This window comes from Martinezella dioscoreae (genome assembly GCF_009176305.1).
Lineage (GTDB): Bacteria > Pseudomonadota > Alphaproteobacteria > Rhizobiales > Rhizobiaceae > Rhizobium > Rhizobium dioscoreae.
Genome location: NZ_BLAJ01000001.1, coordinates 522,837 through 541,002 on the forward strand (window position 1 = coordinate 522,837; position 18,166 = coordinate 541,002).

At 60.4% G+C, this 18,166-nt stretch carries 17 protein-coding genes; 5 read left to right on the forward strand and 12 right to left on the reverse strand.

All coding sequences use genetic code 11. The features are described 5' to 3' along the window. The first annotated feature begins 9 nt into the window (after positions 1-9). On the forward strand, positions 10-399 hold the full coding sequence (gene crcB, locus GDN47_RS02535) for a fluoride efflux transporter CrcB (protein ID WP_113389031.1): 390 nt from the start codon (positions 10-12) through the stop codon (positions 397-399). A 300-nt stretch (positions 400-699) separates the two neighbouring features. After that, on the forward strand, positions 700-1,545 hold the full coding sequence (olsC, locus tag GDN47_RS02540; protein WP_113330200.1) for an ornithine lipid ester-linked acyl 2-hydroxylase OlsC: 846 nt from the start codon (positions 700-702) through the stop codon (positions 1,543-1,545). A gap of 80 nt (positions 1,546-1,625) precedes the next feature. Here olsC and GDN47_RS02545 read toward each other — a convergent pair whose 3' ends face one another. The 5 genes from GDN47_RS02545 to olsE all read right to left on the reverse strand — a co-directional run bounded on the left by GDN47_RS02545 (position 1,626) and on the right by olsE (position 9,932). After that, the gene (locus tag GDN47_RS02545) at positions 1,626-3,344 is read right to left on the reverse strand and encodes a flotillin family protein (RefSeq protein WP_113389030.1); all 1,719 of its coding nucleotides are present in this window, start codon (positions 3,342-3,344) and stop codon (positions 1,626-1,628) included. Further along, entirely contained in the window at positions 3,341-3,994 is a 654-nt protein-coding gene (locus GDN47_RS02550; RefSeq protein ID WP_113330198.1) for an OB-fold-containig protein, read from the reverse strand. The genes GDN47_RS02545 and GDN47_RS02550 overlap by 4 nt, the downstream gene beginning before the upstream one ends. 3 nt (positions 3,995-3,997) lie before the next feature. Further along, positions 3,998-5,143 carry a PspA/IM30 family protein gene (locus GDN47_RS02555; protein WP_152092594.1) on the reverse strand — a complete coding sequence of 382 codons (1,146 nt, stop codon included), beginning with the start codon at positions 5,141-5,143 and terminating at the stop codon, positions 3,998-4,000. Between the two features lie 248 nt (positions 5,144-5,391). Then, positions 5,392-8,715 (reverse strand): thiamine pyrophosphate-dependent enzyme, encoded by a 3,324-nt coding sequence (locus GDN47_RS02560; protein WP_152092595.1) that lies wholly within the window; start codon positions 8,713-8,715, stop codon positions 5,392-5,394. A 221-nt stretch (positions 8,716-8,936) separates the two neighbouring features. Further along, positions 8,937-9,932, reverse strand: coding sequence for an ornithine lipid hydroxylase OlsE (olsE, locus tag GDN47_RS02565; protein ID WP_145316346.1), 996 nt, complete (start codon positions 9,930-9,932; stop codon positions 8,937-8,939). A 133-nt stretch (positions 9,933-10,065) separates the two neighbouring features. Between olsE and aac(6') the strand changes: the two genes are divergently transcribed. Continuing rightward, positions 10,066-10,506 carry an aminoglycoside 6'-N-acetyltransferase gene (gene aac(6'), locus GDN47_RS02570; RefSeq protein WP_145632198.1) on the forward strand — a complete coding sequence of 147 codons (441 nt, stop codon included), beginning with the start codon at positions 10,066-10,068 and terminating at the stop codon, positions 10,504-10,506. A gap of 21 nt (positions 10,507-10,527) precedes the next feature. Here the strand turns inward: aac(6') and GDN47_RS02575 are convergent, their stop codons facing one another. Together GDN47_RS02575 and GDN47_RS02580 are read right to left on the reverse strand one after the other, a co-directional pair. Further along, positions 10,528-11,190: a GNAT family N-acetyltransferase gene (locus tag GDN47_RS02575; RefSeq protein ID WP_152092596.1), complete on the reverse strand. Its 663-nt coding sequence runs from the start codon at positions 11,188-11,190 to the stop codon at positions 10,528-10,530. Positions 11,191-11,219: 29 nt separating this feature from the next. Beyond that, complete coding sequence (locus GDN47_RS02580) at positions 11,220-11,903, reverse strand: pyridoxamine 5'-phosphate oxidase family protein (RefSeq protein WP_145632201.1); 684 nt, start codon at positions 11,901-11,903, stop codon at positions 11,220-11,222. Between the two features lie 94 nt (positions 11,904-11,997). Here GDN47_RS02580 and pdxR point away from each other — a divergent pair, with 94 nt between their 5' ends. Then, positions 11,998-13,422 carry a MocR-like pyridoxine biosynthesis transcription factor PdxR gene (gene pdxR, locus GDN47_RS02585; RefSeq protein ID WP_152092597.1) on the forward strand — a complete coding sequence of 475 codons (1,425 nt, stop codon included), beginning with the start codon at positions 11,998-12,000 and terminating at the stop codon, positions 13,420-13,422. Here the strand turns inward: pdxR and GDN47_RS02590 are convergent. Further along, positions 13,412-14,275, reverse strand: coding sequence for a helix-turn-helix domain-containing protein (locus GDN47_RS02590; RefSeq protein WP_145632207.1), 864 nt, complete (start codon positions 14,273-14,275; stop codon positions 13,412-13,414). The two genes, pdxR and GDN47_RS02590, sit on opposite strands and share 11 nt — an antisense overlap. Positions 14,276-14,409: 134 nt before the next feature. Here GDN47_RS02590 and GDN47_RS02595 point away from each other — a divergent pair, with 134 nt between their 5' ends. Then, a complete protein-coding gene (locus GDN47_RS02595; protein WP_145632210.1) occupies positions 14,410-15,345 on the forward strand; it encodes a phytanoyl-CoA dioxygenase family protein in 936 nt (311 codons plus the stop codon). An 87-nt stretch (positions 15,346-15,432) separates the two neighbouring features. Here the strand turns inward: GDN47_RS02595 and GDN47_RS02600 are convergent, their stop codons facing one another. The 4 genes from GDN47_RS02600 to GDN47_RS02615 form a co-directional block, all read right to left on the reverse strand. Beyond that, positions 15,433-16,014, reverse strand: a complete 582-nt coding sequence (locus tag GDN47_RS02600; RefSeq protein ID WP_113351740.1) for a histidine phosphatase family protein — start codon at positions 16,012-16,014, stop codon at positions 15,433-15,435. A gap of 131 nt (positions 16,015-16,145) precedes the next feature. Beyond that, positions 16,146-16,352, reverse strand: coding sequence for a hypothetical protein (locus tag GDN47_RS02605; protein WP_113330188.1), 207 nt, complete (start codon positions 16,350-16,352; stop codon positions 16,146-16,148). Further along, positions 16,349-17,095, reverse strand: a complete 747-nt coding sequence (locus GDN47_RS02610) for a COG4280 domain-containing protein (protein WP_145632214.1) — start codon at positions 17,093-17,095, stop codon at positions 16,349-16,351. Before GDN47_RS02610 ends, GDN47_RS02605 begins: the two co-directional genes overlap by 4 nt. A gap of 121 nt (positions 17,096-17,216) precedes the next feature. Then, positions 17,217-18,116, reverse strand: a complete 900-nt coding sequence (locus GDN47_RS02615; protein ID WP_145632217.1) for a MurR/RpiR family transcriptional regulator — start codon at positions 18,114-18,116, stop codon at positions 17,217-17,219. Positions 18,117-18,166 lie beyond the last annotated feature (50 nt).

An 18,166-nucleotide genomic window follows, 5' to 3' on the forward strand; every position in this document is an offset into this window, starting at 1 on the left:
GAGATTGCCGTGATCTATCTTATTGTTTTTATGGGGGCCGGACTCGGCGGTGCATTCCGTCTTGGCGTGAATGAACTCGCCGCACGCGCGGTCGGTGTCGAGTTCCCGTTTGGTACCCTCATCATCAATATTCTCGGGGCCTTCATCATGGGGCTGCTGACGGAGTATTTCGCCTTTCGCGGCGGTATGTCGCAGGAGATGCGGTTGTTTCTGACAACAGGCCTTCTGGGTGGGTTTACGACGTTTTCGACCTTTGCGCTGGAAAGCGTCGTGCTCTGGGAGCGCGGCCAATGGATGCCGGCTATTGCCTATGTCGCCTTGTCCGTTTTTCTCTCGATTGCAGCCCTGATAGCAGGTCTTGCAATTGTCCGGCTAATAATTCAGGCTCAAACGGTATAGTGATGAAGGGTCGGCAAATTTCGCCGCATTTTTGCCGATTCTGAGGTGAATGCCTCTCGAGAATCGCTGGAGTTTCTGTCCACGACATCCACCGCTCGTTGCGAACGGACTCTCTTGCGAAATTCGACTAATCAACTCATATAATCGCCTATTACGATCACCGTATAACAGAGGAGTCGGGCGTCAATCAGGAAGTGCCGGGCGAATATCCCAAGTTTTTAGCCCGTTGCCACTTCGGGAATTGCATGCAGCTTCCCCCCAGCAAAGACTTCCTCCCTGGACGGCCCTTAATAGATAGACATGACGGAGAGTCCCTTGAGCGCACCTGCTCCCACTTCCAACCAATCTCCTGCTCCGGAACAGACTTTCGGCACGGCTGGCATCGCACCGATGGATCGCCCCAGCGCCATGACGCGCTTTTTCATGGGCATCGTCGCCTGGGCGGAAGGCCTCAATCTGAAATACGCCAAGCTCGGCAATCCGCCGGTCTATGACACCAAGACTTTCCCCTGGGCCGCAGAGATAGAAAAGGATTTTCCGGCCATCCGAGCCGAGCTGGAAAAGGTGCTGCTGCGCCAGAGCGAGCTGCCGACCTTCCAGGACATCTCGACCGACGTGAAGACCATTTCGACCGATACGCGCTGGAAGACCTTCTTCCTCCTCGGTTTCGGTGTGAAGTCGGAGCAGAACATCAAGGCGTGCCCGAACACCTGGGCGGCCGTACAGAAGATCCCCGGCCTGACGACGGCCATGTTCTCGATCTTCGAACCGGGCAAGCATCTTCCGGCTCATCGCGGCCCCTATAACGGCGTGCTGCGCCTGCATCTCGGCCTTATTGTGCCGGAGCCGAACGAGAAGCTCGCCATCCGCGTCGACAAGCAGGTTTGCCATTGGCAGGAAGGCAAGGCGCTGATCTTCGACGACGCCTATGAGCACGAAGCGTGGAACCATTCCGACAAGACGCGCGTCGTGCTCTTCGTCGACTTCGTCAAGCCGCTGAAATTCCCGGCTCGTTTCGTCAACTGGGCCTTGATGAACCTGGCGATCTTCACGCCCTTCATCAAGGAAGGTCTCGACAACCACAAGGAATGGGAAAAGAAGTTCTACGCCGAAGCCGAGGCGTTCAGAAATCGCCCGAAGCCCTGACCCAATCAGCCAGTAAATTCAACAAAACCCCGGAATCCTTGCAGATTCCGGGGTTATGTTTTGAACGATCAGCCTAACGCTCAGGCAGGCTTATCCGTCTCTTCCGTGTCATCATAGTATTCCTCTTCCACAGGCTGCGTGGCATTGGTCTTGCCATCCAGATTGCCAAGCAGTGCCGAGATGGCATTGTCGCCGTCGAAGCCGGCTTCCTTCAGCAGGCGGTCGAGGATCGGCTTGTTGGCCTGGTAGGAGAGAAGCTGGCCGGCAAGCCCTTCGCCGAGGCCGACGCCGCTGCCGCTATTGGTCCCGTTGCCGTTGCGGCCGAGCATGCCGCCGGTGTCGAAGATACGGATATCCGAGATTTTCTCGATCGGCTTGACCGCTTCGGCAAGGGCGGCGGGCACGATGCGGATGCGCTCGCGGGTAATCTCGAATTCGATGATGGCGGGGCTGAGCTTGTTGCGCGCTTCGTTCAGCAGCGCTTCGCTTTCAGCCGTTGCTTTACCGGTTTCGAGAATACCCTTGGCCTTGATGATCGCAGCGTCGGCTTCTGCCGTTGCCAGTGTCTTGATGGCTTCGGCCTGGTCGGTCGCGGCCTGCTTTTCGGCTTCTGCCGCAATGGTGACCGCGGTTGCCTGGGTCTGTGCGCGCTTCTGTGCGTCGATCACGGCGATCTGCTTCTCACGTTCGGCGATCTCGACCGCCTTGGCGGTGCCGACCTTTTCCTCGGCTGCTATGGCAAGTGCGCGAGCGGCTTCTGCCTTTGCCTTGGCCTCCGACTCCTCGCGGCTCTTGTTGGCGACCGCGATGGCGCTTTCCTGTGCGACGATCTGGATATCGCGGCGGGCTTCGGTATCGCGCTGCTGCACGGCACGGGTCGAGTCGATGTTGGCGGATTCGCGAGCCTGTTTCGCAGCTGCCTCGCGTTCGGCGATCGCCTGTTCGGCGGCGATGCGGGCTTCCTCTTCCGCACGCTTGGCCGCCTGTTCCTGCTGTGCGGTCTCGGCGCGGGTGGCGGCGGACTTGTTGGCGATGTCGCGCTGTTGGTTCAGTTCGGCCTCGCGCTTCGTCCGCTCAATGGCGAGCGACTGCTGGCGGGCTTCCAGGTCCTTCTGGGCGATCGCGACTTCGGTATCGCGAACGACTTCGTTGCGCTCCTTCTTGCGCGCCTCGGTGACGCGGGTCAGAGCAGCCAGACCATGGGCGTCGAAGAAGTTGTTGGCGTTGAAGTGTTTGATATCGGTCTGGTCGAGGCGCGTCAGTGACACGGATTCCAGTTCGAGACCGTTCGACTGCAGGTCGGAACCGACTGCATCCTGCACCGCCTTGACGAAATCCATGCGTTGTTCCTGCAGGGCATCGAGGCTCATCGTGGCCGCCACTGAGCGCAGGCTGTCCACGAACTTAGCTTCGATCAGCTGACGCAACTGTTCGCTGTCGTTGGTGCGGTTGCCGAGCGTCTGGGCGGCGAGAGCGATCGAGGAGCTGTCCGGCTTGACGCGAACATAGAACTCGGCGCCGATATCGACGCGCATGCGGTCCTTGGTGATCAGCGCGTCGTTCTCGCCGCGCTGGACTTCCAGGCGCAGCGTCTTGAGGTTGACGCGGGCGATCGAGTGGAAAATCGGCAGCACGACGGAACCGCCGTCGAGCACGACTTTCTGGCCGCCGAGGCCGGTGCGAACGTAGGCCTCATCGCGGCTCGAGCGCACATAGAGCGAGGCAAGGACGAAGCCGATCCCGAGGATCAGGACGAGACCTATGCCTGCGGGAAGAATAAGGTCGTAAAGGCCGTTCATGAAGGTTGCTCCGTAGAGGATTTGTCATCGGACCTCACAAGGTCCGAGGGGGCGGAAACTGCGATGAAGATGTCGGCCTTGCGGTCGACAAGCAGAACTTGGGCGCCGATCGGCAAGGGGCTTTCATCCTTGGCGGCGCTGGCGCGCAACTGATGCCAGTTGCCGTGCGCATCTTTGACGCTGACGCGGCCGGGCAGACCCTGATCCAGAGGACCGATGGAAACCGTGCCGGTACGGCCGACAAAGTCGTCGGCCTCGACGGCATAGGTCTCGTCGCGCGGCACGATCCTGGCGATCATTCGCGTCGAGCCGCGGACGAGAGGGATCGTGACGGCGAGGGCCGGCACGGCGGCAACGATCGCCGGCAGCGGCGCCCGGATCACGTCGGCCACGGTCTGGATGGCAAAGCCCGTCACGGCGAAGATGCCGAGGGCCAGCATGATGAGGATCAACAGCGGCACACCGCCGATATTGATCCAGGACAGCAGGCCGGCGAGCACTCCGTCATGACCTTCGAAATGCGGCTTGCCGATGAGTTCGCTCAGAGAAAAGCCGAGCAGCATCGAAAGGATTTCGATTGCCGTCAGTCCGATCAGGATCATTGCCGCGATGGCAAAGGGCGCACATTCGGGTGCGAGAAACAGATGCATCGGTTACTGGCCGTTGGCCTTGAAGCGGGCAAGGCGTGCTTCGATAGCCTGCTCCCGGTGCAGGCGATCGAGCTCATCGAGCTCGGCGCTGGTTGCGGGCTCACCCGAGGGTACGCCGGTCAAGCGGGAAACGGCGGCTGCCGCGCGCGCGGCACCGGCGGCCGGTGTCGGCCGTGGATTTCCGCCCGTTGCTTCTTCGGGAGCATGGCGGGCGATGCTACGCTTGAAATCGACAAGCCGCGCTTCCGCCTCGCGACGCGCGGCAAGAACAGCCTGAAGCGCCTTCTGACCCTCGTCGATCCGTGCGTTCGCATCCGCAAGCGCCTTGTCGAGGGCCGCAGTCTGGGCTTCGAGGTCGATCTGGCGCGAGACGCCGGCCTTGGCGAGATCTTCGCGGTCGGCAGAGATCGCAAGCCGGATCTTGGCGTCGAGCGCGTCGAGATCGGCGACGATCTCGCTGCGGCGGCTCTGGATGCGGTATTCCTCGGCGCGCGCCTTGCCGAGATCGGCACGTGCTTCATCGGCGGCGGCGTCGATCTCGCGCAGCGCCTGCTCGATGACGGCAACCTTGCTGGCGCCTTCTACGGCGTCGACTGCGGCATTGGCGAGGCCTGCAATCAGTCGCCCCATGCGGGAAAGAATGCCTTCATGCATCGTCATGTTATCCTCCGTTCGGGGAGAGTTTGGTGTTACCCCGATGTGAATCGCGTAGTGGCCGCCATCGGCGATCAGATAGGCGGGGATATTGCTCTCCCAGCCTTTGAAATAGCCGGCCACGTCGAAGGGCACGGCAACACGACCGCGCACCGTCGAGATTGTCAGGTCTGACGGACCCTTGATGGCAAAGAGCTTTTCGTCGAGCGGCAGCCGGTTCCAATCGGCAAGCCCGCCTCGATTGGCCGCAAAATCACGCAAGCCCAGCGTCACGAGGCGCGCGGGTAAAGCAGTGCGTTCGCGGATGGTCTCATAGGCAAGATCATGAAGCGTGACGAGATTTGCTCCGGCTCTGTCCGGAGCGATTTCGCCCAAGAGTTTCATCATCTGCCCGTATGCGGCAAAGGTCTCGTCCAGAGCCTGCCGCGCTTCGTCATCGGGAGCGAGATCATATCGCAGACGAGAGCGGTGCGTTGGTACATGTATCTTTGCCATGGCCTTCAAGTAAAGCACCGCTACGGTGCTTTTCAAGGGAGCATGACGTCAAACATGAATGAATTGTAATGAATAATGGGTCGCATAGGTTGCAAAAATTTGATGCTTCTCTCCGCCTATGGGCGATCGCATACCCTGCAAGCTCGCGTATATGTAGTGATTGGATGTAAAAAAACCATATGCAAAGCGCGGCCAATCGGCCGCGATGCATTGGAATTATCAGTGGAACGTTGGGGGCGGAACCGTGATTATTTCACGGTTCGCACGATTGCGGCACCTGCCGTCATGCCGCCGCCGAAGGCCACGAGACCGAGGTTGAGCGGTTCGGAACGCTCATTGGCGACATGCAGCATGGCGAGCGGAATGCTCGACGAGCTGGTGTTGCCATAGGTCTCGATGACGCTGAGAGCCGGGCGGCCGCTGCGCTTGGCAATCGTGTCGATGATGCGCTGGTTGGCCTGGTGCGGTACGAGCAGATCGAGATTGGCAAGCTCGATGCCGGCGTCGACGCAGGCGTTTTCGATCGAGCGGGTCATCGAATGCACGGCCTCGGTGAAGACCGAGCGGCCGTTCATGGCAATGACTCCATCATCCGGCAGCGGAACATAGAGTAGATCGCCCGGTTCCGGCCGGCCGCTGACGATCGGACGGCTTGCGGTGAAGAGCGGGTTGCGCGCCATGTCGCGGCTGGTCACCAGGCTGGCCGTGGCTGCATCGCCGAACAGGATTGCGGTGGAGAAATCGTTCATGTCGAGCAGCGGCGACAGAACTTCCGAGGTAATGATGAGCACCTTGGCATCGTTCTGCTGGGCGATGAAATCATAGGCCTGCTGCAGGGCGTAGAGATAGCCGGAGCAGGCGGCACCCATGTCATAGGCGGCCAGCGATGGCCGCACGCCATCTTCGGCGACGGCAACCGCGACGCGGCTTGCGAGCGACGGCGTGGCGATGTCAGGCGTTCCGGTGGCGGCGATCACCAGATCGACATCGTGGATCGACATCTGGTTCTGCTTGAGAAGATCGCGCGTCGCCTTGGCGGCAAGGCTCAGCGTGCCCTCTTCAGGGCCGACCCAGAAGCGGCTCTTGATGCCCGTCAGCGCCAGGATCTCGTCGGCGCGGCGGTTCGGCCAATTATGGATGATCTCTTCGTTGGTGACGCGGCGGGCGCCGGTCGCGATGCCAATGCCGTTGATGACGACTTCCGAGAAGCTGCCGGTATGGCGGCGCAGCGTCGGGATGACATGAGACTTCAGCCGGCGCAGCACGAACTTGTTCTGAATCTCGGACGCCAGCGCAAAATTCTGTTCGCTGAGATCACGGTTGGCGTCGACGGTCAGAAGGGGGCTGTCGGTAGCTATCTGGTCGCCGATCTTGGCGAAGACCTCCTGCACGACACCGCCGATATTGGCGCAGATTTCGACGGAGGCTTTCGTCGCCTCGACAACGGCGACGAGCTGGCCGACCTCGATCTTGTCGCCGGGCTTGACGAGCATATCGGTCACGAGGACGTTCTCGTCGGCAGGGCCGGAGCCGATTGCCTTGATCGCCGCCGTCGGGCCGCTGTCATCCTCTTCGTGCCAGGTCACCTCGCATTCGAGGACTTCGGCCATCAGATCGACCAGCTTGCGATAGGAGGGCAGTGTCTCGAGCTGATTGCGGAAGTTAAAGGGAATGTGAGCGTCCGAGCGGGCCAGCCTGCGCACGACGACCGGCACATCGGTCTTTTCGGTGACGGTCGCGATGATTTCCGCGCCCATACCGACGGTGCGGTTATCTTCATGGACGACGATCAGGCGGCGGGTGCGCCGTGCGCTCGCCAGCACTTCCTTCTCGTCCCAGGGTGAGATCGAGCGCAGATCGATCACCTCGACGGAGAAGCCCTGTGCCTCGAAGGCGCTTGCAGCATTGGCGCAGAGCGAAACCGTGTTGCCGTAGCTGACGAGCGTGATGTCGCGGCCACGGGCGACATGGCGCGACAGGCCGGGATGGACGAAATGCTTGTCGATATCCTCGGAGGTGCGGCCGTCGGAATTATTGAGCACGGCCTTCGGATAAAGGAAAACCGTGGGGCGCCGCGACTCGAAGGCAGCATTCAGCAGACCGGCCGCATCGCCGGCGCTGGAGGGCATGACGACGTCGATGCCCGGTGTGTGCGCCAGCATCCCCTCGAAGCTCTGGGCGTGGAACGGGCCAAGGCCGGGCTTATAGCCGCCGCAGCTCACCATCAGGATGACGGGTGCTTCCCAGGCGCCATTGCTGCGCCAGAACATGCTGCCCATTTCCGAGACGATCTGATTATAGGCCAGCGGCAGGAAATCGGCGAACTGCAGGAAGGCGACGGGGCGCTGGCCGGCCAGCGCGCGGCCAACGGCGGTGCCGACGATTGTCGATTCGGTGAGGGCGGCGTTGCGAACGCGGTCGGGATATTTCGTGCTGAGGCCGCGGGTGACGCCGAAGACATCGCCTTTCGGATCTTCAATATCCTGCCCGAATAGGACAACTTCGGGGTTGGCGGCCAGCTGCTTGTCGAGAACGACATTAAGCGCCTCGCGCATCGTCAGCGTCGAGGCGGTCTCGTTGCCGCGATATTCTGCCTTCTTGCCGAAGGAAGCAGGGTAAGGAGCTTTGGCTTCCGGCTCGACCTTCGGGGCGTCTTCCTTGCGGGCAAGGGCGGCTTCCGCCTGCACTTCCGCAATCAATTCCCGTTCGATCTCTCGCAGAGCATCGGCATCGATGCCGGCCTTCTGCAGCATCGCCCGCAGATTTGGCAGCGGGTCGCGCGAGGAGCCCGCCTCGATTTCGAGCAGGGTGCGATAGGTCTTCTGATCGTCGGCATTGGTGTGGTCGGAAAGGCGCTCGACATTCAAAAGCACGATGCTTGGCGTGCGGTTGTTGCGGCTATGACGGACGGCCTTGCGGAAAGCGTCGCGCGATGCGGTGAGATCGTCGCCATCCGTGCGGATGATATCGATGCCGTAGAAAGAGGAGGCCGGGCCGGCGGGCAGATCGAAGAAGGTCTGTTTGCTTGTGCGCGTCGAGATGGAGAAGCTGTTGTCCTCGATGACGAAGACGACCGGATATTGGCTGCGCACGGCTTCGGCGACCGCTTCGAGGAATTCGCCCTGCTGCGTGGTGCCATCGCCGACGCAACAGATGGCGATCGGCATGCCGGGCTTATGCTTCAAGGATGCCGCGACGCCGACAGCGTGCAGGGCATTGTTGCCGACGGGGCCGACGATCGATGTGATGTTGAGAGCGCGGGAGGATAGATGCGCGCTCATCTGCCGGCCGGCGGAATGGGAATTGGCTGTCGCAAGCAGACTGGAAAAGAACTCACGAATGGGCATGCCACGCGCCAGCATCAGGGCTTTGTCGCGATAATGCAGATGCAGCCAGTCGTCGTCCTGAAGGAATTCGTTGAGAAGCGCCGTGGACTCGTGGCCGGCGCCGGAAACATGGAAATGTGCTATGCCCTGCTTGATGAATTCTCGCTCAAGGCGATCTATTTCTCTGGAAATGAAAAATATTCTGTGAAGTTGCTTAAGGTATTCTGTTGCAAACCTCCCTTCCATCTCAATGATTTTCCTGATCTTTCGTCTCAAATAAATGCTGGGAGTTAGGTAAACCCCCAGCCTGCCTTTTTCAATACACGTTAAATGACAAGATCTTCTCGGTTTGAAACCGAAATACGTATATTGCGGGGCTGCAATTTTTCACGATGTTTCTGTCCACAAGGCATGCGCGACAATGCCCCCGCCCAAACGCGAAACGGGTGCGCCTTTCGTGCATCTCGTCAGCCCGATTTGCGCATCGAGGCGGCGGCACGTTGTCTTTCGGCGGCGGCCTTTGCGGCCTGTTCTTCCTTGAGAATCAGCTCTTTGGGCTTCTTGCCGATAATTTCCTTGCGGCCTTTTCGGGAGAAGGGTTGGATGAGCTGAGCGAGGAAACCCTTGGCTACCTTACCTGTGATGCCGATATCGGTCGAGGACGGACGCGGCGGGTTGTAGAAAGTGCCGAGAAGCTGATCCCAGATCACGAGGTTTTCCCCATAATTCGTATTTCCCTCGGCAAGAATCTTGGAATGATGCCAGCGATGGAGGCGTGGAGTCGAAAATATGAGGTCGAGCGGGCCGGTGCGCATGTCGACGTTACAATGCGTGAGCAGACCGATGAAAGCCGTAACCGCGCCGATCCAGAGGAAGACAGGCAACGGTGCGCCCAGCAGATAGAGCGGAATCTGACCGAGCGCGATCTTGAACAGCGTATCGATGACGTGAAAACGGCCTGTGTTGATGACCCATAGCCGTTCGACGCTGTGATGTAGCGCATGAAAGCGCCAGAGCGACAGATGCTCATGCGCCAGGCGATGCGCCATATAGAGGCCGAACTCCGCAATGACGAGGCCTAGCACGACTTGGAACGCCATGGGCCATTGATCCGGCCAGAAATGCGAATGGTAGCTCAACGCCGGCTGCGCGACCGTCGCGACCGCCATCGGGAAGGAGGTGCCGATCGCAGCGGCGATCTGTACGCCCCCCTTGTTCAGCAGCGTGTGGGCAATATCGTTGAACGTCTCACCATCGCGCTTCTGCCAGGTCTTCTCGTAAGGCATCAGTCGCTCGAAGAGGGCAATCACCGCCACTGTCGACAGATAGACGACGTTGAACCAGAGCAGATGCATATTCGATTCGAAGGCGAAATATGCACCGGTCAATCCGGCACAGAAGATGGCGGGCCACAGCAGGGAGGAAACAGCAGCGTAAAGACGCGAACTGCTTTGAAATGTCATTCCATCATCCTCAGATTCTGATCAGCGAAAAATTTACGCGTGAGTATGCGGGATATGTAGCGCGATGATTGTGGAGTCGAAAGCGAAATTTTTCCGTTCGCCAGCAACAGGTAGTTGGTCAGGAGATCGAAACATGCGGATAGAGCAGGCAGCAGACGAATATCTGGAGGAGTGGACGCGATTGCGCGCCGAGCTTTGGCCAGATAGTTCGTACGAACATCATCGCGCGGAGCTGGCACAATTTCGCGCCAATGAAAATGCTGTTGCGTATCTCGCGATCGATTCTGCCGGTCATGTCGCCGGTTTTGCTGAAGCGACATTGCGGCACGATTACGTCAATGGCTGCAAGACGTCACCGGTTCTCTTCCTCGAAGGCATCTATGTGCGCCCTGAACATCGACGCGGAGGGGTGGCGCGGGCGCTCTGCGATGCAGTTGGTACGTGGGATCGGGCCGCCGGCTGCACGGAGTTCGCCTCGGATGCGCTGATCGACAATCTTGCGAGCCATGCCTTCCATGCGGCGCTCGGCTTTATCGAAACCAGGCGCGTGGTTTATTTTCGCAAGCTTCTATAGCCGGGGTTGGCACAGGCTGCTTTATGCGAACGTCAGCTTGGTCTTCTGCTGGCCAGCCTCATCGAAGTTCTCCAAGGCCAGCCAGCGTTCGTAACCGGCCTTCAGCCGCGGCCAGTCGGCGTCGATCATGGCAAACCAGGCGGTGTCACGGTTCTTGCCCTTCGCGACCATGTGCTGGCGGAAGATGCCTTCGAAAACGAAACCAAAGCGTTCCGCTGCTCGCTTCGACGGCTCATTGAGATTATTGCACTTCCATTCGAAGCGACGATAGCCAAGGGTATCGAAAACGTATGATGCAAACAGATAGAGCGTTTCGGTCGTCACGCGGCTGCGCGCGATGCCGGGTCCCCAGAGGATACTGCCGATCTCGATAACGCCATGCGTGTTGTCGATGCGCATCAGAGCCTGCCGGCCCTCGGCGCGTCCCGTGCGCTTGTCGATCGTCGCGAAGAAGAGCGGATCGGTGCCGGAAGCGGCTTTCTCGAGCCAGGGAGAGAAGGCGGCGTGATTGGCCGGCGCGTCTTCGAAAAGGTAGCGGAAACGATCTTCGGCGCCGGGGGCTCGAGCTGAAGCGTAAAGGTCCTCGCCGTGTCTGGCCGGCTCGAGCGGCTCGATCCGGGTGTAGCGGCCTTCAAGGGTAATGCGCTCGGGGCGGGCGACGCCCTTCCAGTTCGTGAGATCCATATCAAAGTCCTTTGGTCATCAAATGCGGTTCAGCGAAGCCGGCCCGATTGTATCAGGTCTGCGAGGGATTGTGGCAGCTCTATCCCGTCTGGCATGCCCGGCGCCGGTTGCGGCGGCACAAGGTGGCTTTCGATGGGCAGGATGCCGGCCCAGACGGGATGATCTGCCTCGTCCATGTCGCCGGGCGGGCCGTTGCGGATTTTAGCCGAGGCCTCGTCGATTTTCATTCGCATCACCGAAGTCGCCTTGACCTCCTGCTTTGTCATCGGCCTGAGGCTGTCCCAGCGGCCGGGGAACAGGTCTTCGACGAAGCGACGCAGTGCATCCGTCTTTTCCTCGATGTCGTCGACCAGCCGAGCCGTGCCGAAGACCATGGCTGAGCGATAGTTGACGGAATGGTTAAAAGCCGAGCGGGCGAGCACATAGCCATCGATCATGCTGCAGGTCAGGCAGACCGGCATGTCCTCAGCAGCGCGCAGGAAGCGGCTGGCAGAGGAGCCGTGCCAATAGACGTAGTCGTCCTCGCGCCAATGCAGGGTCGGTGTCACATAGGGGGCGCCGTTGATGACATAGCCGACGTGACAGAGCGGCGCGGCATCCAGAATCGCGTGGACGTCGGCATGAGCGTGGCTGCCACGCTTCGGGCTGCGCCGCACGCGGGTACGCTCGGTGGTCGGGTAGGTGCCGGTATTAGGTGGATAGTGATCGGCCATGTCTTCCTCACAGATCGGGCGTTGATCTGTGTCAGCAAAGAGGTAGGCTATAAACGGCCAGTTTTTTGATTTTTAGCAGACCAGTTGAGGTTTCATGACAGAGGTGGCGCAGTGGCCGGCACTGGACCGGATTTCGGGCGATCTGGAAGGGCAAGTCTATCGCCTGATGCGCGACCGCATTCTTCGTGGTCAGATGCCCGCAGGGCAGCGCGTGCCGTCGACACGGGCGATGGCCGTCTCGCTCGGCGTTGCGCGGTCGACCGTGGTCAATGCCTATGATCGGCTCAAGGCTGAAGGCTACCTGCGCTCGGCATCGGGTGCGGCGACACGCGTTGCAGCGTTCCCGACGACGCCATTGCCGGGTCAGGTCGCACCGCCGCCGCCAAATCTGCCACGGGTTACGGAATTCAAAAGGGGAGGCTTGTTCGAGCCGGGAGTGCCCGATGTCTCGAGTTTTCCCCATGCCGCCTGGGCGCGTTGTCTCGGCGCCCGCGGTCGTTCATTGCGGGTACATGATCTCGGCTACAGCGATCATGGTGGCGTTCACGAATTGCGCGAGGCGATCCTTGAGCATATCTCGGCGACGCGCGGCGTGGTTGCCCGTCCCGAGCAGATCGTGATCGTGCCATCGACGGGGGCGGCGATCGGGCTGCTTGCGAGTGTGTTGCTTCAGCCGGATCATCCGGGTGATGTCGTCTGGATGGAGGACCCCGGCTATGCCAGCGCGCAAGCAATTCTGCGCATGGCCGGGGCGAGCCTCGTGCCGGTGCCCTGCGATGCCGAGGGCATCGATATCGCGCAAGGGGCCGGGCCATCGCCGCGGCTGATCTATGTCACGCCCTCGCATCAATATCCGACCGGCGCCACCATGAGCCTGCCGCGCCGTCTCGCTTTGCTGGAATTTGCCCGCGCTAATGGTGCGATCGTGCTGGAAGACGATTATGACAGCGAATTTCAATATGCGTCGCGCCCGATTGCCGCCCTGCAAGGCATCGATCACGGCGAGGTGGTCGCTTATATCGGCACCTTCTCGAAGACGCTCGCGCCTGGTCTGCGCGTCGCTTATGCCGTCATTCCCTCACGGCTTCTGGCGGCGACCGAAGCGGCTCAACGGCTGAGAGGCGCCATCGTGCCCGTCCACATCCAGGCCGCCCTTGCCGATTTCATGCGTGAGGGGCGGTTTCGTGCGCATCTGAGGCAGATGAACGGTATTTATGCGGAGCGCATGGCAGCAACCGTCGAGGCGTTTCGTCGCCATTGCGGCGCTGAACTCCAAGTCGGAGCTGGTGGCGGCGGGTTGCAGCTGGCCAGCTGGTTCCGCGATGCAGAGACCGATGATATCGCCGTCGCCCGGATCATCAATGCCAATGGCTTTGCTGTGCGGCCGATATCGGCGCTGTATCTCGGCTCCGCGCGACCCGGGCTGCTGCTCGGCATTGCCCGCATGGAGGCGTCCGCGGCGGATGCGGCGGCGGCGAAAATTGCGAGGCTGCTCGAAGTGGTGCTTCTCAGCGCCTGAGGAACATCGCCCGATATTCGCGCGGTGTCATGCCTTTCAGCGCCCTGAACTGCCTGTTGAAATTGGCAAGCGAGGCATAGCCGACGGCATCGCTGATGTGGTGCACGGCTTGATCCGTGGAAGAGAGGCGGGCACAGGCATCGCCGATGCGCATGCGCGTGAGATAATCGGATATCGTTCCGCCGGTATGGCGGCGAAACATGCGGTGTAGGCCGGAGACGCTGAGCGCCGCGATATCGGCCAGCTCATCGAGGCTGATTGCGCGGGCATAGTGAAGATGCATATGCGTCAGCACGCGGTCGATGCGCTCGCGGCTTTCCTTGATATCCGGTGCCTGCGCCGGTGCGCTGGCGAGCGGCGTCGCTTGCCGATCTTCCGCGACCGTCACTAGGACGCCTAGCAGAGCCAGAAGGCGCTCGACGGGCGGCTTTTCGAAAATGGTTTCGAATGCAGGGCGGACGGCGGCGGAGGTCACCTCGGAAAAGTGCAGGCCGTTGTCTCCACTCCGCAGCATAGCTTCGATCGATCGGAATTCGACCGCGCCGCCCGTCATCTGCAAGAGCCAGTCGCGATTGAACCAGAGCACCAGTGCGATATGCGGCTTTTCTTCCTCGATCTTGGCGCGCGAAACCCAGCTGTGCGGCAGGTTGGGGCCGACGAGAACGAGATCGCCGTCTTCATAGTCGCCGCTATGGTCGCCGATAAAACGCTGGCCGATGGAATTCAGCGTCAGCGTCAGTTCGAATTCCGGATGGTGATGCCACTGGAACGGAATGCAGTCGTCAAGCCTGCGGTTCAGCATGCTCCAGGATGCTTCCGGCGAACGCGGCAAAACTTCGAGATAGGGCTTCATGGGGCGTCCATAACACAATGGAGGCCAGAATAGTATCAGAATTGGCCAGAGCCGGGCAACATCGCCGCGCCAATTGAAGCTACATCTTTCCCGTCACCCGAAGTCAAAAGGGGTAGCCAAGATGGAGGAAACCGATGCAGCCTGCCTTGAAGAGAGACGCGCACCCGACCGCATCCGCGGTCACGACGCAATTGAAGGATATCCAGAAGACCTTGCCGCTCAGAGTGCTGTCGAAGGACGATTGGCAGCACTGGATCACGAAAGGCTATGTGATCGTGCGGCAGGCTGTGCCGGCTGCGAATGTCAAGCGGCTTGTCGAGCTTTTGTGGCGTTTTGACGAGAAGGATCCGAACGACCCCTCCACCTGGTATGCGCCACAGCGGCGCGAGCACAAGATGAAGGAGCTCAACAATACCGGCATGCTGGAGATCTATAATCACCAGTATCTCTGGGATAACCGAATGGAAAAGCGGATCTACGATGTCTTCGTCGACATCTGGGATCGCGAGGACCTTTGGGTCACCATCGATCGCGCCAATCTCAACCCGCCGAAGAAGGTGAAAGGCAACCCGAACGGCTTCATCCATTGGGATGTCGATACTTCGATCCGGCCGCTGCCGATCGGCGTTCAGGGTGTCCTGAGTCTGAAGAAACAGGATGGCGATGTCGGCGGATTCCAGTGCGTGCCGGAACTCTTCGAGCATTTCGAGGAATGGGAAAAGACGCAGCCGGCGGATCGCGATCCTATGCATCCTGACATGACGGGTCTCTCGGTCGCCAATATCGACATGGAGCCCGGCGACCTGATGATCTTCAACTCGCTGCTCGCGCACGGCGTTCGTCCGAACCATTCGGAGAACCGCGTTCGCATGGCGCAATATATCTCCATGCATCCGGCGGAATACGACAATATCGCCGAGCGCGAGGAACGGATCCGCCTGTGGAGGGAACTGGATTCCCCGAAGCGCGACGCCTTTCCGGGCGATCCTCGCGAATGGGAAAAGCACAATGCGACGACGGCCAAATTGACGCCGCTCGGTGAAAAGCTGTTGGGCCTCAAGCCTTGGTAAGCAGCGGAAGGCTGATTTTCTGAAAGACATCGAGCGGCCTTGGGCCGCTCGAAGCGTTTGTGGAGATTGGCGGGCAGGCGCAGGCCGTCAGATTTCGTTCCAGCGGCGGATGACCGGCTCGGTCAGATCATGCTCGTAGCCGAGCACGCTGATACTCGTGGTGTCGAGGATGAAATGCTCACCGCCCTCCGGCGGCAGGCCAACCCAGCGGGCGGCGAAGACCCGCAGGAAATGGGCGCTGGAAAAGATCAGGATAGAGCCTTCAATACCCCGAAGTTCCCCGATGATCCGATCGGCACGCGCGCCGACATCGGCGGCTGTTTCTCCATTCGGGCAGCCGTCGCGGAAGACTTGCCAGCCGGGACGTTCGGCAAGGATCGCCTTGGTGGTGATACCCTCATAGGCGCCGTAATCCCACTCCGCCAGATCCTCCTTGACGACGCGACGGTCGCCGAAGCCGGCCAGCGCGCAGGTGTTTTGTGCGCGCTGCGACGGGCTGGACCAGACGGCGGCGAAATCGATCTGGGGTAGGCGAGCGGCGAGCTTGCGGGCAGCTTCCTCGCCGGCAGCGGTCAGGGGAATATCGGTACGGCCGGTATGCCGGCCGGAGAGGCTCCACTCCGTCTGTCCGTGGCGTACCAAATAGACTTCGGGATAGGCGCTGCTCATGCCGTTTCTCCTTTGCATTTGCCGTGCGAAATTCTTCGCATCTGCGAAAGCGTCTGTCGAGAGCTAAAGCGGATTGGCAGCTGACCCGACAACCCTCTGCGAATCCAAGCTCTTGCAGGAAGTTGTGAATCTCATCGTTTCACGGCGCGGCGAACGCTATAGAGCAGAATGGCGAGGCAGCCAACCAGCAGGAGAATCCCACCTGCGAGCGGCGGCATGGCGAGAAACTCCACCGCTCCGGCAATCACGAGAATGAGGATGAGGCAGAGTGTCGCGAGGCTGCCGTCATCGATGAACATGCCGATAAGCTCGGACAGGGCGATACGCAGGACATTCATTGGGCTGCCTTTGCTGTTGGATTGCCGCGCAGGCCGCGGATGATGGCGTAGGAGGCAAGCGAGACGATCGCGAAGATGGCGATCAAGGCGAGATCCTCGCCCGGCCAATGCGCGCCAATGCCTTCACCGGTCCAGAAGATGCCGAAGCTTGTCAGCATGAGGCCGACGACGAATTTGAGGGTGTTTTCTGGCACGGTGGCGAGCGGACGGTGGACCAACAACCCGATCAGCATGACGAGCACGAAGGCGGCGAGCGCACCGAGGCCGGCATAGAGTGTCAGGCCATGCGCGCCGCCGACGGCGATGACGATGAAGACCACTTCGACACCTTCGAGCAGCACCGCCTTGAAGGCGGCAAGGCCGGCGAGATAATCGGCGCGGCGATCGGCGGACTGCGCCTCTAATGCCGCCGTCTCCTTAGAGAAGGCCGCCTCCTCGTCGTGCAGGGCGATGACGCCGAGCGAGCGGAGAATGGCTTTGCGCAGCCAGCGCATGCCGAACAGAATGAGGAGAACGCCGACGACGAATTGCAAGATTTCGATCGGGATCAGCGCCAGCAGTGGTCCGAAGATGAGAACGAGAGCTGCCAGCACCGCAAGGGCAAGCGTGGCACCCGTGAGCGCCGGGCGCCAGCTTCGTGTGACGCCGACAGCAAGGACGATGGTGAAGGCTTCGACGACTTCGACGAATGAGCCGAGGAACGACGCCGTCACCGTAGATAGAATGGGTGTGAGGCTGTTCATGAGATGATTCCCAAAATTCGGTTAGGGCTTTGAGTGCACACGGTATTTTCCGGACTGCTGTTCCTCATGTGTCGAATGAACTCGCACGTGAGACACTCCGGCTTGGCGATCTGGTTACCATTCACTTGCGTTTCCTCGTGCCGCGTTTGCTCCATGATTTATCAAGCGCGCCACGCAGCTGGCTGAGCTGATCGAGGCTATCGATGGCGGCGTCCTTCCTCTTGGCGGCTAGCGCGACGATCAGGGATTCAATCAGCACCATAGTACCACCATGCATGGCGAGGTGGCCGGCATTGCCGCGCGGCACGGGTAGGATTTCAGTCACCTTGTCGGCAATCTGTAAGCCGAGATCATCGCTGATGAGGATGACCGGCACCTCATACTTGCCGGCGTATTCCAGCAGCACTTCGACCTCACGATAGAGCGGGGCATAAGCCATCATCAGCACGACGTCGCCTTTGCTCATCCCAAGCAGACGGTCCGCCAGAGCAATGCCCGCCGCCGAGAGCGCATGGGTCGCCAGGCCGATGCGGTTGATCTGCAGGCTGGCATAATCCGCCATGGCGCCCGACGGGCCGATGCCGAAGACATGACGTCGGGCTGCCTTGGCAAGAATATCGACACAGCGTTCGAAGCTTGCGGCAAATTCCTCGCGTCGCAGAACATCCAAAGCCTGCTCGTGCATACCGATGACATGGTGAAGCGCATCGCCGGCCTGGCTGCCGGTTTCAGCCAGCGTGCGTTGCATCCGCATTCCGGGTGACGGCGTTCCCGTCAGCTCTTCAAGCAGGGCGGCCCGCAACATCGACAGGCTTTCGAAGCCGAGCGCGCGAGCGGTGCGGACGACCGTCGCGTCGCTGCTGCCGGCGAGCTGCGCGATCTGGGCGGCCGAATTCAACAGTGCGACCTGCTTCTGATCGACGAAGAAACGGGCGATGCGTTGCTCGGCCGGTGCCAGCGTTTCCATCACATCGAGAACGCGGTCTTCGAAAGTGCGAGGTTTCCGTGTCGCTTCTGCCATCGGATACTTTGTAGTGAATGCTACCAATTACATTATCTGTAGCATTTACT